The organism is Nocardiopsis sp. CNR-923 (assembly GCF_001942255.1).
In the GTDB taxonomy this organism is placed as follows: domain Bacteria; phylum Actinomycetota; class Actinomycetes; order Streptosporangiales; family Streptosporangiaceae; genus Nocardiopsis.
Window position 1 is genome coordinate 186638 of the sequence record NZ_MKKC01000065.1, and the last position, 16543, is coordinate 203180.

Sequence of the window (16543 nt, forward strand, 5' to 3'; positions counted from 1 at the left end):
ACGACCGGATGAGGAGAGGGCCTACGGGCGGTCGGAACGGGTGGCGTTGAGGAAGGCGTCCCACTCGGCGCTGGGGAAGGGCAGGTGGCACCGGGAGGGGTTCTTCGAGTCCCGGACGGCCGCGCCGCAGGGGAGGTCAGCGACCTCGACGCAGTTCTGGTCGTGGCCGCTGTAGCTGCTCTTCCGGAAGTCCGTGGGGATGTGCGCAACCTCTACACAGTCCGGGCCCTGGCGGCGGACCAGACACAGGCCGACGCCTCTACGCGCCGCGTCCGCAGTGACGGCGGCGAACTCCTCACCCTTTTGCGCGCGATCCGCCGCGAGAGCGGAGGACCCCGGCGCACCGTCCTGGTCGTCGACCAACTGGAGGAACTGGTCACCCTCAGCGGCGACCGCGACGTCTTCCTCGACGCCCTGCACGGCGACCGCCACCTGGGGGTGGTGGCCACCCTGCGTGTGGAGTTCCTCGGCGACCTGCTGGGCGGAAAGGTGCACGGATGAGCCGCCTTTCGACGAGGGACGTGAAGGCCGGGGTGGGATTCCTTCGACCCCAGGACCGGCACTTCCGCCGAACCCGCAGGTTGCTCGGAATTGCTCGCGCGGCCTGGGGGAAGGCCTGGCGCCTGTCCTGCGACGCCGGGGAGACTGGACCTCCCCGTTCCCTCGGAGAGGATGCCCCCACGAGGTTGCACAAGATAGGGACCACGTCTCAGAACGGTGGTTGTCCCACGCTGTACGAGACCGACACCGGTGACATCGTGGTGCAGGGTGACCGGCTGACCGACCCCGAGGCTCTGGAACAGGTGAAGGATGTGCTTGAGGGCGAGGAGTTCGTCGTCGTTCCCCGCGCTCTGTTGACACGCTTCGCCCCCAAGGAGTGAGATGAGCGAGATCATCAGCGGAGAGGCCTTCGACGACCTCTTCCGGCGTTACCGCCACACCGCGTGGCGGCTGGAGACCCGCTCCTACTACGGCAAGCTCGACGAGGACCGCCCCTTCCAGGACTGGCTCGCGGGTAAGGATCCGGGCCTGGACTGGTTCACCCCCTGGCTGCGTATGGTGCGCGAGGAGTCGACCACCGGTAAGCGCATGGAGCGGGTCCGGCTCATCGACGACCCGCCCTCGGACTACCTGCGCTGGAAACTGTGGGGTACCCCCTACAACCTTGGCGTGGGGGAGGACATCCGCTATCTGCCGCGCGAGCACCCGATCGTCGCGGAGCTGCCCGACTTCGACTTCTGGGTCTTCGACAGCACCACTCTGGCCCGCCTGGAGTTCGACGGCGACCGGTTTCTCGGGGTGCGGCTCACTGAGGACCCCGGCCAGGTCCTGGCGGCGCTCCGGGCCCGGGACGCGGCCTGGCACCACGCGCTGACCTTCACCGCGTACATGGCGTCCAAGGCCGTATGACGGATTATCAGACCGCCCGTGTCTCGCTCGGTGTCCGCCTGCGCGAACTCCGTTCCGAGGCCGGACTGTCCGGTCGCGAACTCTCCGCGCGCCTGGGCTGGCACCCCTCGAAGGTGTCGAAGCTGGAGCATGGGAAGCAGACCGCGAGTGTGGAGGATCTGCGCTCGTGGGCGCGGGTGTGCGGGCGTGTGGAAGCCGCCGAGGGACTGGTGGCGCAGCGGCGTTCTCTGGAGACCCACTGCGCGAGCTGGCGCCGTCAACTGGCGGCCGGGCACGGGCCGCGCCAGCGGGCTTAGGGTGAACTCGACGAGCGCACGCGCCGTTTTCGGATCATTCGAGTCGGCGTGCGTCCCTGGCCTTCTCCAGACCGCCGACTACGCCCGGTCCATGTTCCGTAGAGGGGTGCGCCTGCACCGCACACTCGACGACGGTGGCGAGGCGGTACGCGCGAGGATGGGCCGCCAGGGGATCCTCGACCTACCGGACAAGACCTTCCACATCCTGCTCTGGGAGCCCGCCCTGCGCCTTCGGCTGGGTTCGGAGGACGTGATGGCCGACCAGTTGACCCGTGTCATCGCGGAAATCATGCGGGGACGGGCGGAGATCGGAGTGATCCCGTTGCACACCGGCATGGACGTGGTTCCTTCCCACGGCTTCTGGATCTTCGACGACGACCAGGTCCTGGTGGAAACGATCGGTGCCGAGCTGTGCCTGACCGATGACGACGCGGTCGCCCCTTACCAACGGGTGTTCGCGGAGTTGACGCGCTCAGCGGTACAGGGCCCCGCAGCCGCCCGGCTGGTGGAGGGAATCCGTCGTGACCTGGGGCGCTTGTCCGGCCACTGATCGCCGCGATGACGCTTGTGCGTCGGACGGCAGGTTGACAGTCCTCACCGGTCCTGCCGTCTGACCGTTCGATCATCGGCCATCGCCCGAGTACGGCCCGGGGCGCCGGGCCGACGGCGACATGTACGTCGACACCCACCTCAGCGGGGCCAACGCCTACGGCAATCCCCTGTTCCACCTGCGGCGTCATGGCGACGGCGACCTGTTTCGACGCCTACGCCGCCAACGCGGACGCCGTATGGCGGACCTCCCAGCCTCTCAAGGAGTAGCCGAGTACGGCCTGTACCGAGTACGACGACGATCCGGCCAGGCCCACGCCGAACAGCCTGGCGGTGGCAGCCGGCGCCGCTGTTCTCGGCGAGGTGGGGCGCCTGTTGCCGCAGCGGCGGGTGGACAACGGGCTCCGGGTGATGTCCGGCGGGGGATGGGCGTGGCCGAGAGCCTGCCCGAGACCGCGGTTCGCGAGGTTCGGGAAGGGACCGGCCACGACGTGGAGGTCGCCGGGCTGCTGGACACCTGCGCCGACGCCCGGCACATCATCGCCTACAGCGATGGTGAGGTGCGCCGCCAGTCCAACGTGCGCTCTCGTGCTCGCCCCATCGGCGGCGCGCCTGCGGTGAGCGACGAGTCGCCCGAGGTGCGCTGGCTTCCTCCCGAGGAGCTGGAAGGTGTTCCGATGCGCCACACCCAGCGCCTGAGGGTGGAACACGCCCTCCACGGCAGTGCACCGCACCTCGGGTGAGATTCGCTCAGGCTGACTTCCGCCTGAGGACGGGAACCTCAGTGGTCCCGGCCGTCCCGGTGACCCACACGGGCCTCCTCACCGAGGCACGTCGGCGTCGCCGCCCTTTTCCAGGGACGAGGCGGCCGCGCGGATCGAGGGGGAGAGTGACGACGGATGGCTGCCCCATGCCCCGGTGCCCCGGCCACGTCTTGGACCAGGGCACCGGATTGGGGTGCGGTGGTCTACGGGCGGTCGGAACGGGTGGCGTTGAGGAAGGCGTCCCACTCGGTGCTGGGGAAGGGCAGGTGGCCCCGGGAGGGGTTCTTCGAGTCCCGGACGGCCGCACCGCAGGGGAGGTCTGCGACCTCGACGCAGTCTTGGTCTTGCGCGCTGTAGCTGCTCTTCCGGAAGTCCGTGGGGATGTGCGCGACCTCCACGCACTCAGCACGGTTGCCGCTGTAGCTGGACTTGAAGAAGGTCAGTCCGTCATGGCTGAACATGCTCTTCGTAGGACTCCAAGCTCTGCTTGAGGAAGCGGATGGTCTCCGTTGGCCGGAGAGCGGCTGCGTTCAGGTGTGAGAAGTCAGATACGTAGCGTCGCACAGACTCGCTCTCCTGTACAAAGAGGATATCTGTCGACGTTTCCGTGTAAACGATGCTCGGATCGAGCTCGCTGGGGAAGTCCAGCATGACGAACGATCCGGAGAGGGCAGCGTGCATCCCAGCGGCGAAGGGCAGCACCTGGATATTCACGTTGTGGTGCATCGCCATGTTGATCAGGTGTCGCAACTGCTCGCACATGACCTTGGTGGTGCTTGGCATACGGTGCAGGGCGGCTTCGTCGATCACTGCCCAAAGGTGGAGGGGCCGGTGCCTGGTCAGCACGTGCTGTCGCTGCATGCGAGCGTCGACATTGCGCTGTACCTCCTTACCGGAGAGGGTGCCGCCTCCCCTGAAGACCGCTTCGGCGTACTCAGGCGTTTGCAGCAGGCCAGGGATGACCTGGCACTGGTACATGCGCATCATCGACGCCTCTACCTCGAAGTCGGGGAGGGCGTTGCCCCGGAAGACGTCTCTGTAGTTGGACCACCAACTTGTTCCTTGGACTCCTTCGCCAGCTCCTGAAGCGCTTCGCGCTCCTCAGTTGAGGCGCCGTACAGCTCTGCCAAGGCATCAATGTCGCGTTGCCGGATACGACGAGCATCTGCGGACTCGATGTTGCTGAGCGTGGACTGGGGGACTGACGCCTCTTTGGCCGCGACGGAGAGCTTGAGACCTTCGGCCTCCCTGAGGCGGCGAAGCTCTCTGGCGAGCCTGCGGCGGCGCACGCTGGGGCTGATCGGATGCTTCATGGGGTGAGCCTACGCGACAGACTTGTGTTTATCGAGTTTGAGCGTTGACAACTTGTATATCGAGTCTCATCATGGTGAGTGTAGTCAGTGATCGGGGTCTCACCCAGAGTCCTGATGGCAAGGCTACGCGGTGCCCCATCCCGGTGTTCGGGAAACGCGAAGGTCTCACCCCTGCGGGCACACCGAACCCCCGTCCGCTCCACGCACGCAAGGAGTCTGTTCGTCATGCCCGCAAGCGCTCCCATGCCCCTGCTGCCGGAGATCACCGTCTCCCTCAGCGAGCTCGTCCCGCCCCGCTGCCGCCACTACTTCAACCACCGGTCCGGCCGCCCCCACTACCGCACCCGCCGCTACGACTTCGGCTCCTCGCCCCAGTACATGCCGTTGGTCCGCGCCTTCCTCACGCCTGCGCCGCCGGACAGGACGAGGACTACCGCTTCGTGTTCACCCTGCTCGGGTCCGAACTCGCCAACAACGCGGTGAACCACTCGAAGTCGGGGGATCGGTTCGGGTTCTACACGCTGCGGTGTGTGCGCCGCCGCGACGGCCTCCACCTCACCTGCCGCGACGAGGGGGCCCGGCGCACACACTCCCAGGGGAAGACGGACAGCCACCACCTGGCCGCCGCCTCCGCCGGGCTCGACCTCGACGCCGAATCCGGTCGCGGCCTGGCCCTGGTCGACGCCCTGGCCACCGACTGGGGCGACAACGGCTTCACCGGCCACCGGCAGGTGTGGTTCTTCCTCGCCTACGACCTCAGCGGGAGCCGCTGGAACGACCCGCAGTAGCAGGTCACTCCGTCTCCCCGACCGCGAGTCAGCACGGCAGAACTGGTACAGGCCCGGGAGAGCGATGCCGCGCTCTTCCGGGCCCACCAATCCCGACATCCAAACCGGCCAAGGTGAGAAAGCAGGATCAGTGACGCATCCTATCCCCGCACCCCGCCCGCCCGTCGACGTTTTCCCGAACTCCGCCGCACGGCCCGGCGCGGTCCCCGGCCCCTTCTGCGCGTCCTGTGCGCACCCCTCCTGCCGACGCGGCGCGCCGCACGCCTGCCCCGTCTCGGTGGCCACCGCGCCGAGTTCGCCCGCGAACACCTGCGCGCGGCCTCCCTCCAGGCCCGTCACCCCCACCTGCTCATCTGGTTCGGGGAGAGCACGCTGTCCTACTGGGTGGTCGGACCGGACGGCATCACCGAGGCACCCAGCTTCGGAGTCCTCCTGCTCCTGGTCGGCTCCATGTCGGTCGGGGCCTGAGCGGCCGTCGCACCGGGAGGTGGTCGTGTTTCGAGCGTGACCACCACCCGGTGTCCTTCGCTGTGGCTCGGTGCGCGGATTGGTGGTAGACGTTGAGGAATCGGGGTGCGAGCAGCACGCTCCAGACGGGACAATGAAGGCCCCCTGTCCCTCTCGTCGTGTTGGGAGCCCTCGTGGTCGATCATGCGCAGCTACTGAAGGACTTGCAGAAGCAGGTGCGTCTGCTGGAGACGGACCTTCGGGAGCGTGGCGAGGATCCCACCGCGATCAAGGGCACCGACAAGGACGGGGAACCGGAGACCTTCGACGCCTACCTGAAGCGCGAGTACCAGCGAGCCCGAGACGCTGAGCGGACCGCGACCACCGAGGGTGATTGGCGTGAAGGGCAGATCACCCAGGCTGCGGTGGCATGGGTGCTGTCCACGGTGTTTCTCCGCTTCTGTGAGGACAACGGACTGCTGGAGCAGCCCTTCATCACCGGGCCGAAGGACGAACGCGACCGGTACGGCGTCGCCCAGGAGTTGAAGGAAGTCTGGGTTCTCCAGGGCCGGAGTGAGAATCCGGATGCTCCCGAGCGCACCGACCGGGACTGGTTGGAGCACGCCTTCGCGCAGATGAGCGTGTCCTCGGTGATGGCCGGGTTGTTCGACAAGAAGCACAACCCGATGTGGTCGATCACCCCGTCCCACCAGGCGGCCAGGGCGCTCATCGAGTTCTGGCGCGAGGTGGGTGAGGACGGCCACCTCGTCCACGACTTCACTGATCCCGAGTGGAACACCCGCTTCCTCGGTGACCTGTACCAGGACCTGTCCGACGTGACGCGTAAGACCTACGCGCTTCTCCAGACCCCGGAGTTCGTTGAGGAGTTCATCCTCGACTACACGCTGGATCCCGCGATCAAGGAGTTCGGTCTCGACGGCAACCGGATCTACCAGGAAGACAGCAAGGGTTTCCGTCTGATCGACCCGACCTGTGGCTCTGGGCACTTCCTGTTGGGAGCCTTCCACCGCCTGCTCAACAAGTGGCGCGAGGCCGAGCCCGGCGCATCCGATTGGGATCTGATCAACCGTAGCCTGCGCAGCGTTCACGGTGTCGACAAGAACCCGTACGCGGTGGCGATCGCCCGATTCCGTCTCCTCATCGCAGCGATGAAGGAAGGCGGCATCACCACCCTGAGTGCGAGTACTCCTGAGTGGCCTGTTGTTGTCGCAACTGGTGACTCACTCATCCATGGTCGCGGTGCCCCCGGCGAGCAGAGAACGCTTTTCGGTGCAGGAGTGCACTACTACTCGACTGAAGACGTTCATGAGTACGTCCCTGAACATGATCTTCTTGGGTTTTCCAGTTACCATTCTGTAGTTGGCAACCCACCGTATATCACGGTTAAGGACAAGCGAGAGAGCCTAAACTACCGAGATTCCTATAAGCAGGTTTGCTCTGGTAAGTATGCTCTGTCGGTTCCTTTTGCGCAGCGATTTTTTGATCTGGCGAAGGTTGCTGGCGGGTCAGGTGATGGCTCAGGGTTTACCGGTCAGATTACTGCTAACTCCTTTATGAAGCGCGAGTTTGGGAAGAAGTTGATCGAGGATTTCTTTCACATGAAGGTGGATCTAACTTCCGTGGTTGACACTTCTGGTGCCTACATTCCAGATCACGGAACTCCCACGGTTATTCTTTTCGGGCGCAACCGGATGTGGCGTAAGGGTAGTTCAATCCGTGCTGTCCTGGGTATCCGTGGAGAGCCTTCTCAGCCAGAGGATCCTCGTCGCGGTCTGGTTTGGCAGTCCATTCTTAGCCTGTTTGAGTCTCCGGGTGATGAGAGTGAGTGGGTGAGTGTTGCCGATCTTGGGCGGGATGCACTAAGGCGCCACCCCTGGAGTCTGAGTGGTGGGGCGTCTGGTGGGCTCAAGGAGCGAATTGAAGATTATTCTGGCGGGCAGCTTGGTTCCTGTGTCTCTGCGGCAGGTATTGCTTCTGTAACGGGAGAAGATGACCTTTACATTTTGAGTTTGAATGGTTCCTCGTCTCGGCTTGGTGTCAATGAAACTAGGGGTTTGATTGTCGGAGATGCTGTTCGAGATCATTCCTCGCCTCTTTCTTATGAGTCCATCTGGGTTTATCGGGATGATTTCTCTGTAAAGCCTCTTCGTGAAATTCCGGGAACCTGGCATGCCATTTGGCCCTATCGGTCCTCTATTTCCAAAAGGAGGCGATTTGGAATTCCCATGCTTGAGCGTGGAATGTCCTGGTATGAATGGCAGGAAATTTATCCCGATAAACTGAAAACTCCTCTCACTATTGTATTTGCTTTCGTGGCGACGCACAATCACTTCGTGCTTGACCGGGGTGGGAAAGTCTTCAACCGTTCGGCTCCGGTGATCAAGCTGCCTGAGGGGGCTACGGAGGACCAGCACCTAGAGTTGCTGGGGGTGTTGAACTCGTCGGCGTCGTGCTTCTGGCTCAAGCAGGTGAGTCAGCCCAAGGGTGGCAGTGGTATCGGTCGTGGTGTTCAAGATGAGGAATGGGAGAACCGTTACGAATTCACTGGGACCAAGCTCCAGGATTTCCCGCTTCCCCAGAAGCTTCCCCTGGCTCGCGCTAGGGAGCTTGACGCGCTCGCGCAGAAGCTCTCCTCCCTCGAACCTTCCGCCGTCGTGGCGTCGTCCACTCCAACCGCAGAACTCCTCAAGGAAGCACACGCCGACCACGTCGCCACCCGTCAGCGGATGATCGCTCTCCAGGAAGAACTCGACTGGGACGTCTACCACCGCTACAACCTCATCTCCGACGTCCAACTCGCTGAGCTGACGATCCCCGACACCGCCGACGTCCCCAAGATCAACCTGGGGGAACGGGCCTTCGAGATCGTGCTCGCACGCAGGATGGCCGCGGGGGAAACCTCCACCGAGTGGTTCAACCGGCACGGCTCCACGCCCATCACCGAAATCCCGTCCCACTGGCCGGACGCCTACCAGCGGGTCATCGCCAAGCGCATCGAACTCATCGAGTCCGACAAGAACATCAACCTCCTCGAACGCCCCGAGTACAAGCGCCGCTGGCAGTCCGAACCCTGGGCGAAGAAGCAGAAGGCCGCCCTGAAGTCCTGGCTGCTCGACAAGTGCGAGGACCGCCGCCTCTGGTTCACCACCGACGACCACGGCGACGAACGCGCCCGACCCCTCTCCGTCCGCGCCCTGGCCAACCGGGTGCGCGACCTGTGCCCCGAGGCCGCCGAGGTCGCCGCGCTCTACGACTCCGCCACGGACTTCGGGCAGGTCATCGAGGAGATCACCAAGACCGAGCACGTCCCCTACCTCGCGGCCCTGCGCTACAAGGAGACCGGGATGCGCAAGCGCGCCGACTGGGAGCACGTGTGGGACCTCCAGCGCCGGGAGGACAGGCTCAACGCCGACCTCGCCGAGGGCGAGCAGGAGAAGCGACTCGACATCCCCGTCCCGCCCAAGTACAAGTCCTCGGACTTCCGCCGGAACGGGTACTGGTCCAACCGGGGCAAGCTCGACGTCCCCAAGGAGCGGTTCGTCTCCTACCCGGGCGCCCAGACCGACACCGACCCCACCCTCCTGCTCGGCTGGGCCGGATGGGACCACGCCCAGCAGGCCGACGCCCTGGCCACCCTCGCCCACGAACGCCGCGACGAACACGGCTGGGGCGGCCAGGACACCCGCGACCGGATGGTGCCCCTCCTGGCCGGGCTGCTCGAACTGCTGCCCTGGGTCGAGCAGTGGCACACCGAGACCGACGACTACGGCGACACCCCCGCCGACCACGCCCGCGAGGACCTCGCCGACCTGCGCGAGAGCACCGGCATCACCGACTCGGAGATGGCCGGCTGGCGGCCCCCGGCTCCCACCCGGGGGCGGCGCACGAAGGCCTGACCCCCACTCCTCACCCCGGGCCGGACGGCGGCTCCGGCCCGGGGCGGGGCGCGGCCAGATCAGAACCGGTCCGGGACGGCACCCACGGAGACCGGCCCGTCACCGAACCCCGCCGCCGCGCCTGAACTGGCCGGATCCGGCCAACGACACCGCTCCCGATGTCCGACCCGGGACCTTCGTCGGTATGGAACCGCCACGGCCAGGGCCTAGGCTGGAAACCCCTGACCACACCACGTGGAGACCGCGCACCACCGCCCCGTCCGCGCGGCCTCCTCCACCGTCGTCCCCTCGGACGGCACCCCGGCCCCCTCGACGGCAGAAAGGCGCACTCTGGCGATGACGACCCCTCCCCCCGACCCCGGCGGCAACGGCCGAGTCATCAGCGACCTGATCGACATCCCCGAGGCCGTCCAGGACGGCGACCTGGTCGTCAAGCTCACCGAGAGCGCCACCACCCGCCAGGCCCGAGCCATCGCCGAGTACGTGGTCACCCCCCAGCTCGCCGAATGCTTCGACCAGGCCCTGGAGACCATCCGCTCCTCCGTCGTCGACGCCAAGTCCCAGGCCGCCTACCTGCACGGCTCCTTCGGCGCGGGCAAGAGCCACTTCCTCGCCGTGCTCTCCGCGATCCTCGACCACCACCCCGACGCGCGCGGCAAGCCCGGCCTGGCCGACATCCTCGCCAAGCACGACACCTGGCTCACCGACCGGAAGTTCATCGAGGTCAAGGCCCACCTGGTCGAGGAGACCGTGTCCATCGAGGCCAACATCCTCGGCGGGTACGTGCGCCAGGTCCGCGCCGACCACCCCGACGCCCCCGTCCCGGCCGTCTACCGCGCGGACGGGCTGCTGGCCGACGCACGCGAGCTGCGCGCCAACCTCGGGGACGACGCCTTCGCCGCCCAGCTCCCCTCCCGCGGCTCCACGACCGACGACGGCCACGGCAGCGGCGGCACCGACGTGTGGGGTGAGTACGGCGGCCCGGCCGCCTGGACCGCCGACACCCTCGACCGGGCGTTCGCCGTCCACCCCGAGAGCACCGACCCCGCCGAGCGCACCCTGCGCGAGAACTGGTCAGCGCCCTGCTCGGCGGCCCGTTCAAGCGCTACGCCGCCAGCGTCGGCGACTCCGGGGACGCCTACCTCAGCATCGACGAGGGCCTGTCCGTGATCAGCCGCCACGCCAAGGAGCATTTGGGCTGCGACGCCGTCGTCCTGCTCCTGGACGAGCTGATCCTGCGCTTCACCGCGTTCATCGGCGACGAGGCGCGCATCAACGGCGAGATCCAGAAGATCGCCAAGCTCGTGGAGTCCTCCCACAGCCACCGGCCCGCGCCCATCATCAGCCTCGTGCCCCGCCAACGCGACCTGCGCGACCTGGTCGGCCTCGGCGGCGGCACCGAGGGCATCTCCCAGACCATCAGCTACTGGGACGGCCGCTTCGGGCACATCAAGCTCGCCGACGCCAACCTCACCGAGGTCGTGCGCCACCGCCTCATCAGGCCCCGCGACACCGCCGCGGCGGCCGAGATCGACGCCGCCTTCGAGCGGATGCGCAACACCCGCGCCGAGGTGCGCGACACCCTCCTGGACAGCGGCGGCGGCGCCGACACCAGCACCTGGGAGGACTTTCGCAACCTCTACCCGTTCAGCCCCGCCCTGCTGCACGTCATGGTGGACCTGTCCGCGGCGCTCCAACGCCAGCGCAGCGCGCTCAAACTCCTCCTGCAACTGCTGGTCAACCACCGCGCCACCCTGCCGGTCGGGCAGATGGTGCCGCTCGGCGCGGTCTTCGACGTCCTCATCGAGGGCGAGTCCCGCCCCTTCAAGGACCAGCTCAGCGCCGAGTACACCAAGATCAGCACCTTCTACCGCAACCGGGTGCGCCCCTGGCTGCTGGACAAGCACCGGCTCACCGGGGCCGACACGGCCGGGCTCGACGTGCGCTCCCCGTTCCGCCGCGACGACCTGCTCGTCAAGACCCTGCTGCTGAGCGCGCTCACCCCCAACGTCCCTGCCCTGAAGGACCTGACCGCAGGGCGCGCCATCGCCCTCAACCAGGGCATCGTCAAGGCCCGCCGCACCGGCCAGGACGTCGCCGCCGTCACCCAGTTCTTCAAGGACATGGCCGCCCAGTTCGGCGAGGTGCGCGTGGGCGCCCAGTCCGCCAACCCGACGATCTCCCTCAACCTGCTGCGCGTGGACACCGAGTCCCTCATGCGCAGCGCCTACCCGGCCGCCAACGACCCCGCCCTGCGCCACCTGTTCAAACGCCTGCTCTGGGAGGAACTCGGGCTGGACGAGGGCGCCGGACGCACCACCGTGGTGTGGCGCGGCACCCAGCGCACGGTCGAGATCGCCTTCGGCAACGTGCGCTCGCCCGAGGACATGGACCGCGAGGACTTCCAGCCGCTGGTCGCCAACGCCGTGCGGGTCGTCGTCGACTACCCCTTCGACGAGGGCGACCACAACCCCACCGAGGACCGGCGGCGGGTGCAGACCCTGCGCCAGGAGTTCACCGAACCGGTCGCCGGGCTGGTGTGGCTGCCCACCTTCCTGTCCCCCAACCGCATCGAGGACGCCCGCAGGATCCTCATGATGGAGTACCTGCTCCAGCCGGGCATCGTGGAGGAGAAGGCGCCCGACTGGAGCAGCGACGACCGCCGCGAGGCCCGCGCCCAGCTCGACAACCAGCGCAACCAGCTCACCAACCAGATCCGGTCCCTGCTGCGCGGCGCGTACGGACTCGTCGAGGCCACCCCGAACAGCGGCGACTACGGCGCCCAGGCCGACCCGCACATCGAGCCGCTCCCGTCGTCGCTGTCCATCCCGCTGGAGGCGGGCAGCCAGTTCCCCGCCGCACTGGAACGCGTCACCTTCAAGCTGCTGGACCACCTGTACCCGGAGCACCCCGACCTGTCCAGCCCCACCGGCAGGGCCGCGGTGCGCCGCAGTGAACTCAGCACCGTGCTCGCCGCCGTGGAGGCCGCCAAGGCCGACAAGCTCAACCGGTACGAGCCGCCCAAGACCGACCTGGGCGTGCTGCGGCGCGTCGCCAACCCCCTGCACATCGCCACCGTCACCGAGGTGTTCGTGCTCCGTGACGACTGGGTGCGCAGGATCGACCGCTACGCCAGCATCGACCAGGCCACCACCACCGACGTCAACGTCGGCAAGCTCAAGGAGTGGATCCGCACCCGCGAGGACGGCCAGGGCCTGCCCGAGGACGTCGTCGACCTCATCGTGCAGGTCTACGCCGTCCAGAGCGACCGCGCCTGGATCCGGGGCGGCAAGCGCTACACCGGCGCGACCTTCGGCCAGCTCGCCGGCGACATCGTGCTGCGCCGTCAGGAACTGCCCTCCGAGGAGGACTTCGACCGGGCCAACGAGCGCGCCGAGCGGATCTTTGGGCTCACCCGGCAGCCGCTGCGCAGCGCCCGCGCCGTCCAGCGCCTGGCCGAACAGCTCAAGGAGCGGGCCCGCCGCCTCCAGTCGGGCACCGAACACCTGGTCGGACAGCTCACCCGGCACGCCCGGGTGCTCGGGCTGGACGACGACGCGCCCCGCCTGCGCACCGCCCGCGCGTGCGACGAACTCCTCGGCCGCATGGGCGGCCTGGCCGACGACACCGAGCTGGTCACCGCCCTGGGGCGGGCCGACCTGCCCGGGGAGGCCGGGGTGTACAAGATGGCCATGACCGGCGCGGGGAACCTGGCGGGCGACCTGGACGCCGCCCAGTGGAAGTTGCTCGGGGCGCTCGAACCCCTGGCCGGCGAAGGCGGTGAACGGGGCCGCCGGGCGGCCGGAATCCTCGCCGGGCTCCGGTCGGTCGCACGACGCGACGAGGGCGCGCAACGCCTGGCGACCGCGCTGGACAAGGCCAACAACGAGGCCGTCACCCTGCTCGTGCACAACCCGCCACCGCCCCCTCCGGTCACGCCGCCCGTGCACCCGCCGAAGGGCGGCCGGGACGGCGAGCCGGCGGTCCACCCGCCCCTGACCCCCGACAACGCCTGGGCGCGCGTGGACTCCCACGACGACGTGGCCACCACCGTCGCCAAGCTCCGCCGCGACCTCGGCATCCCCGAGGGCAGGGCCATCCAGATCACCATCCGGGAGGCCGAGTGACCGCCACCCGAGGCGCCGCACCCGCCCCCACCGCGCTCGGACGCGTCAACGAGGAGGCGGTCACCAGCGCCCTCCAACGCGCCCTGGAGGCCGAACGCGCCGGGTCGACAAGGGCCACCGGCCCTCCGCCGCCCGTGCCCTCGCCCTGTCCGCCGACCCGCGCTGGGAGGGGCCCCGCACCCTCGCCGTCCGCCACGGCGAGGCCGACCTGACCGTGCGCGTGGCGGGCGCGGACAGTGTCCTGGCCGTCGTGCGCGAACTCAGCCTGCTCGACGGGGACGTCGACTACCTCGTCGTGCTCACCCCCATCGACCCCGCCGACTTCGGCGAGGCGCTGCTGGGCAGGTTCCTCGGCGAGGACGTCACCCGCCTGGGCGACTGGGAACTGCTCGCCACCGACCTCAGGGTCACCGGCGTCGACCCGCGCCTGTACTCGGGCCGCTGGACCTGGCTCGCCCACACCCTGCGCGGCATCCGCGCCACCCGGCCGCTACGCCTGGGCACCGGCGTGCTCAAGCTCGAACAGGCCCTGTCCATCGCCGTGTCCGTGCGCTTCGGCCGCGACCCCGGCGAACAGGTCGACAGCGCCGCCCTCCTGGAGTGGACCCGCGACCCCCACGCCGTCGCCGCGTTCACCCGCCTGGGCGAGGACGAACGCGACGAACTGCGCGCCGCCACGGTCGAGGCGCTGGGAGCCGTGCCCCGGGTGCTGTTCACCCTCCTGGACCGCGGCCACGCCCTGGACGCCATCCCCATCGGGCTGGCCCTGGGCGAACTGGCCCGGTCCGCGCACCAGGACCGGCCCGGCGCGGGCCAGCGGAGCGGGGTCGCCCACAACGCCCTCATCCGGGCACGGGAACGCTACTTCGGGCTGAGCCAGCCCACCCCCCGGGACCTGGACGAGTTCGGCAAGGCGTGCGTGGCCGCGCTCCTGCGCCAGCTCGATCTGTCCGACCCCGCCCACGCCGACGAGACCGTCCGCCGCTCCGAGGAACTCCTCCTCCAACTCGACGCCGCCCCCGTCGCCGAGGCCAGCGGCCTGCTCGACGCCGGACTGCACAGCCGCATGGCCGACCTGGGCCGCGCCGTGGGGGTCGCCCTCGGCGACGGCGACGGGCCCGCGAGCGAGTCCCTGCCCCTCCCGCAGGACCTGCGCGAGGTGGAGGAGGCGCTGGGCAGGCTGTGCGAACACCGCCGCCACGACCCCGACAGCCGCTCCGGGCTGGTCGCGGTCAACGCGGTCCGGCTCCTGCGCCGCCTGGCCGCCGGCGCCGCCGCCCACCCCCTGGGCGCGTCCGCGCCCACCACCACCCGGGCCTGGGTGCACGCCCACGTGCGCGACACCGGGTGGGTGGACCGGGCCGCCTCGTTCATCTGGCACCACCACACCGAGGTGCCCGTCCTCGACCAGGCCCTGGCCGCCCTCTACCACCGCGTCCGCGCCTGGCGGGCCCTGGTCGACGCCGAGTTCGCCGCCGTCGTCAACCGGTGGAACGGCGGGCACTCGCCCACCGACGACCAACCGCGCGCGGAGAACCTGCTCGCCTGCTTCGCCCGCCCCCTGGCCGCCGGAAACGCCCCCCTGGTCATCGTCCTGGACGGGATGAGCGCCGAGGTGGCCGTGCAGCTCGCCGAGCACGTCAACGCGCGCGGTCGCCTCGTCGAGATCGGCCGCCAGGACGCCGAGGGCGCACCGGCCCGGGAGGGCGCCCTGGCCACCGTCCCGTCCACGACCACCTGCTCCCGGGCCTCGCTGCTCACGGGCACCCTCACCACCGGCAAACAGGACACCGAACGCAAGGGGTTCCGCGACCTGTGGGCGAGTGCGGAGTTCGGCCGCCGCGACGCCGTGCTCCACCACCAGCGCGACCTGGAGGCCGGGGCCGGACAGCACCTGCCCACGCGGGTCCAGGCGCACCTGGAGGACACCGGCACCGTGGTCGGGGTCGTGCTCAACACCATCGACGACGCCCTGGCCAAGGGCCGGGAGGGCAACGACCCCACCTGGCGGCCGGAGCAGGTCGGCGCGCTGGCCTCCCTCCTGGACGCCGCCGCCCGGGTCGGGCGTCCCGTCCTGCTCACCTCCGACCACGGCCACGTGTGGGACCGCCGGGAGGCGCGCAGGACCCAGGACGGCGAGTCCGCCCGGTACCGCACCGGGCGGCCCGGGGACGGCGAGGTCCTCGCCACCGGCGACCGGGTGCTCGTCGGTGACGGGAGCCTCGTGGTGCCCTACCGGGAGGACATCCGCTACACCGACCGCAAGGAGGGCTACCACGGCGGGTTCTCCGCAGCCGAGATGGTCATCCCCGTGCTGGCGTTCATCCCCGTGCTCGACCGGGCGCCAAGGGGTGGTCCGTGCTCTCGTCCGCCCAGCTCGAACCCGCGTGGTGGTCCCAACCGCTGGAGGGCGCCGCCGCCCCCGCGGCCGAGCCCGGGGCGGATTCCGCCGCCGCGCGCACGGGACGGACCACCGCGAGGGCGTCCGCTCCCGGCCGGGGCGCCACGGGCAGCCGACGCAAGAGCACGGGCGCCGCACGACCGCTCCCGAAGAGCGTCCCGGACCAGACCCCAGCGCTGTTCGGGGACGAGGACCTGGCCCCCGGCAGCCTCGGCGCCAGGGTGACCGCGACCGCCGTGTTCGAGGCCAGCCTGGCGCGCGTGGCCAAGGCGCCCTCCGCGCGGGAGATCGGCGCGGTCATCGACGCACTCGCCGCCGCGGGCGGCGCCCACCCGCGCCTGCCGGTCGGCGCCGCCGCCCGCGCCGCGGGAAAGTCCGAGGCCCCGCACCGGGCCGTGCGCTTCCTCAAGATGGTCGGCAAGGTGCTCAACGTCGAGTCCTACCCGGTCCTGACCCTGGCCGACGGCGACCGCGGCGCGGAACTCAACACCTCCCTGCTCCACCAGCAGTTCCTCAGTGAAGGGAGCTGAC

General features: G+C 68.9%; 16 protein-coding genes and 1 pseudogene. 13 read left to right on the top strand and 4 right to left on the bottom strand.

Annotated features, from left to right (window positions below):
* Positions 1-21: 21 nt before the first annotated feature.
* Positions 22-249, bottom strand: a complete 228-nt coding sequence (locus BJF83_RS06945; RefSeq protein ID WP_075925663.1) for a DUF397 domain-containing protein — start codon at positions 247-249, stop codon at positions 22-24.
* Here BJF83_RS06945 and BJF83_RS25965 point away from each other — a divergent pair.
* The 6 genes from BJF83_RS25965 to BJF83_RS06965 all read left to right on the top strand — a co-directional run bounded on the left by BJF83_RS25965 (position 202) and on the right by BJF83_RS06965 (position 2998).
* Positions 202-501 (top strand): hypothetical protein, encoded by a 300-nt coding sequence (locus tag BJF83_RS25965; RefSeq protein ID WP_187347108.1) that lies wholly within the window; start codon positions 202-204, stop codon positions 499-501. The genes BJF83_RS06945 and BJF83_RS25965 overlap by 48 nt on opposite strands.
* Before the next feature lie 185 nt (positions 502-686).
* On the top strand, positions 687-881 hold the full coding sequence (locus BJF83_RS06950) for a hypothetical protein (RefSeq protein WP_083678445.1): 195 nt from the start codon (positions 687-689) through the stop codon (positions 879-881).
* A 1-nt stretch (position 882) separates the two neighbouring features.
* Complete coding sequence (locus BJF83_RS06955; protein ID WP_075925642.1) at positions 883-1410, top strand: DUF6879 family protein; 528 nt, start codon at positions 883-885, stop codon at positions 1408-1410.
* Positions 1407-1706 carry a helix-turn-helix transcriptional regulator gene (locus BJF83_RS30375; RefSeq protein ID WP_316042215.1) on the top strand — a complete coding sequence of 100 codons (300 nt, stop codon included), beginning with the start codon at positions 1407-1409 and terminating at the stop codon, positions 1704-1706. The genes BJF83_RS06955 and BJF83_RS30375 overlap by 4 nt, the downstream gene beginning before the upstream one ends.
* A gap of 91 nt (positions 1707-1797) precedes the next feature.
* On the top strand, positions 1798-2256 hold the full coding sequence (locus BJF83_RS30380) for a Scr1 family TA system antitoxin-like transcriptional regulator (RefSeq protein WP_316042216.1): 459 nt from the start codon (positions 1798-1800) through the stop codon (positions 2254-2256).
* A gap of 430 nt (positions 2257-2686) precedes the next feature.
* Positions 2687-2998 carry an NUDIX domain-containing protein gene (locus tag BJF83_RS06965; protein WP_316042217.1) on the top strand — a complete coding sequence of 104 codons (312 nt, stop codon included), beginning with the start codon at positions 2687-2689 and terminating at the stop codon, positions 2996-2998.
* 224 nt (positions 2999-3222) lie between these two features.
* Here BJF83_RS06965 and BJF83_RS06970 read toward each other — a convergent pair whose 3' ends face one another.
* The 3 genes from BJF83_RS06970 to BJF83_RS28580 are packed head-to-tail and all read right to left on the bottom strand — an operon-like array spanning position 3223 to position 4332.
* Positions 3223-3480, bottom strand: a complete 258-nt coding sequence (locus BJF83_RS06970; RefSeq protein ID WP_075925643.1) for a DUF397 domain-containing protein — start codon at positions 3478-3480, stop codon at positions 3223-3225.
* A complete protein-coding gene (locus tag BJF83_RS28575; RefSeq protein ID WP_262391360.1) occupies positions 3467-4006 on the bottom strand; it encodes a DUF5753 domain-containing protein in 540 nt (179 codons plus the stop codon). Before BJF83_RS28575 ends, BJF83_RS06970 begins: the two co-directional genes overlap by 14 nt.
* An 8-nt stretch (positions 4007-4014) precedes the next feature.
* Positions 4015-4332, bottom strand: a complete 318-nt coding sequence (locus BJF83_RS28580; protein ID WP_262391361.1) for a helix-turn-helix transcriptional regulator — start codon at positions 4330-4332, stop codon at positions 4015-4017.
* A gap of 225 nt (positions 4333-4557) precedes the next feature.
* Between BJF83_RS28580 and BJF83_RS06980 the strand changes: the two are divergent.
* The 7 genes and pseudogenes from BJF83_RS06980 to BJF83_RS28600 all read left to right on the top strand — a co-directional run bounded on the left by BJF83_RS06980 (position 4558) and on the right by BJF83_RS28600 (position 16542).
* Positions 4558-5120 (top strand): annotated as a pseudogene (locus tag BJF83_RS06980) (ATP-binding protein).
* 641 nt (positions 5121-5761) lie between these two features.
* On the top strand, positions 5762-9484 hold the full coding sequence (pglX, locus tag BJF83_RS06990) for a BREX-2 system adenine-specific DNA-methyltransferase PglX (protein ID WP_262391362.1): 3723 nt from the start codon (positions 5762-5764) through the stop codon (positions 9482-9484).
* Between the two features lie 336 nt (positions 9485-9820).
* Complete coding sequence (locus BJF83_RS28590; RefSeq protein WP_262391363.1) at positions 9821-10654, top strand: DUF6079 family protein; 834 nt, start codon at positions 9821-9823, stop codon at positions 10652-10654.
* Entirely contained in the window at positions 10651-13611 is a 2961-nt protein-coding gene (locus BJF83_RS06995; protein WP_262391364.1) for a phage resistance protein, read from the top strand. The genes BJF83_RS28590 and BJF83_RS06995 overlap by 4 nt, the downstream gene beginning before the upstream one ends.
* Positions 13608-13823, top strand: coding sequence for a hypothetical protein (locus tag BJF83_RS28595; protein ID WP_262391365.1), 216 nt, complete (start codon positions 13608-13610; stop codon positions 13821-13823). The genes BJF83_RS06995 and BJF83_RS28595 overlap by 4 nt, the downstream gene beginning before the upstream one ends.
* Entirely contained in the window at positions 13757-16237 is a 2481-nt protein-coding gene (gene pglZ, locus BJF83_RS07000; protein WP_262391375.1) for a BREX-2 system phosphatase PglZ, read from the top strand. The genes BJF83_RS28595 and pglZ overlap by 67 nt, the downstream gene beginning before the upstream one ends.
* Positions 16234-16542 carry a hypothetical protein gene (locus tag BJF83_RS28600; RefSeq protein WP_262391366.1) on the top strand — a complete coding sequence of 103 codons (309 nt, stop codon included), beginning with the start codon at positions 16234-16236 and terminating at the stop codon, positions 16540-16542. The genes pglZ and BJF83_RS28600 overlap by 4 nt, the downstream gene beginning before the upstream one ends.
* Position 16543: the final 1 nt, after the last annotated feature.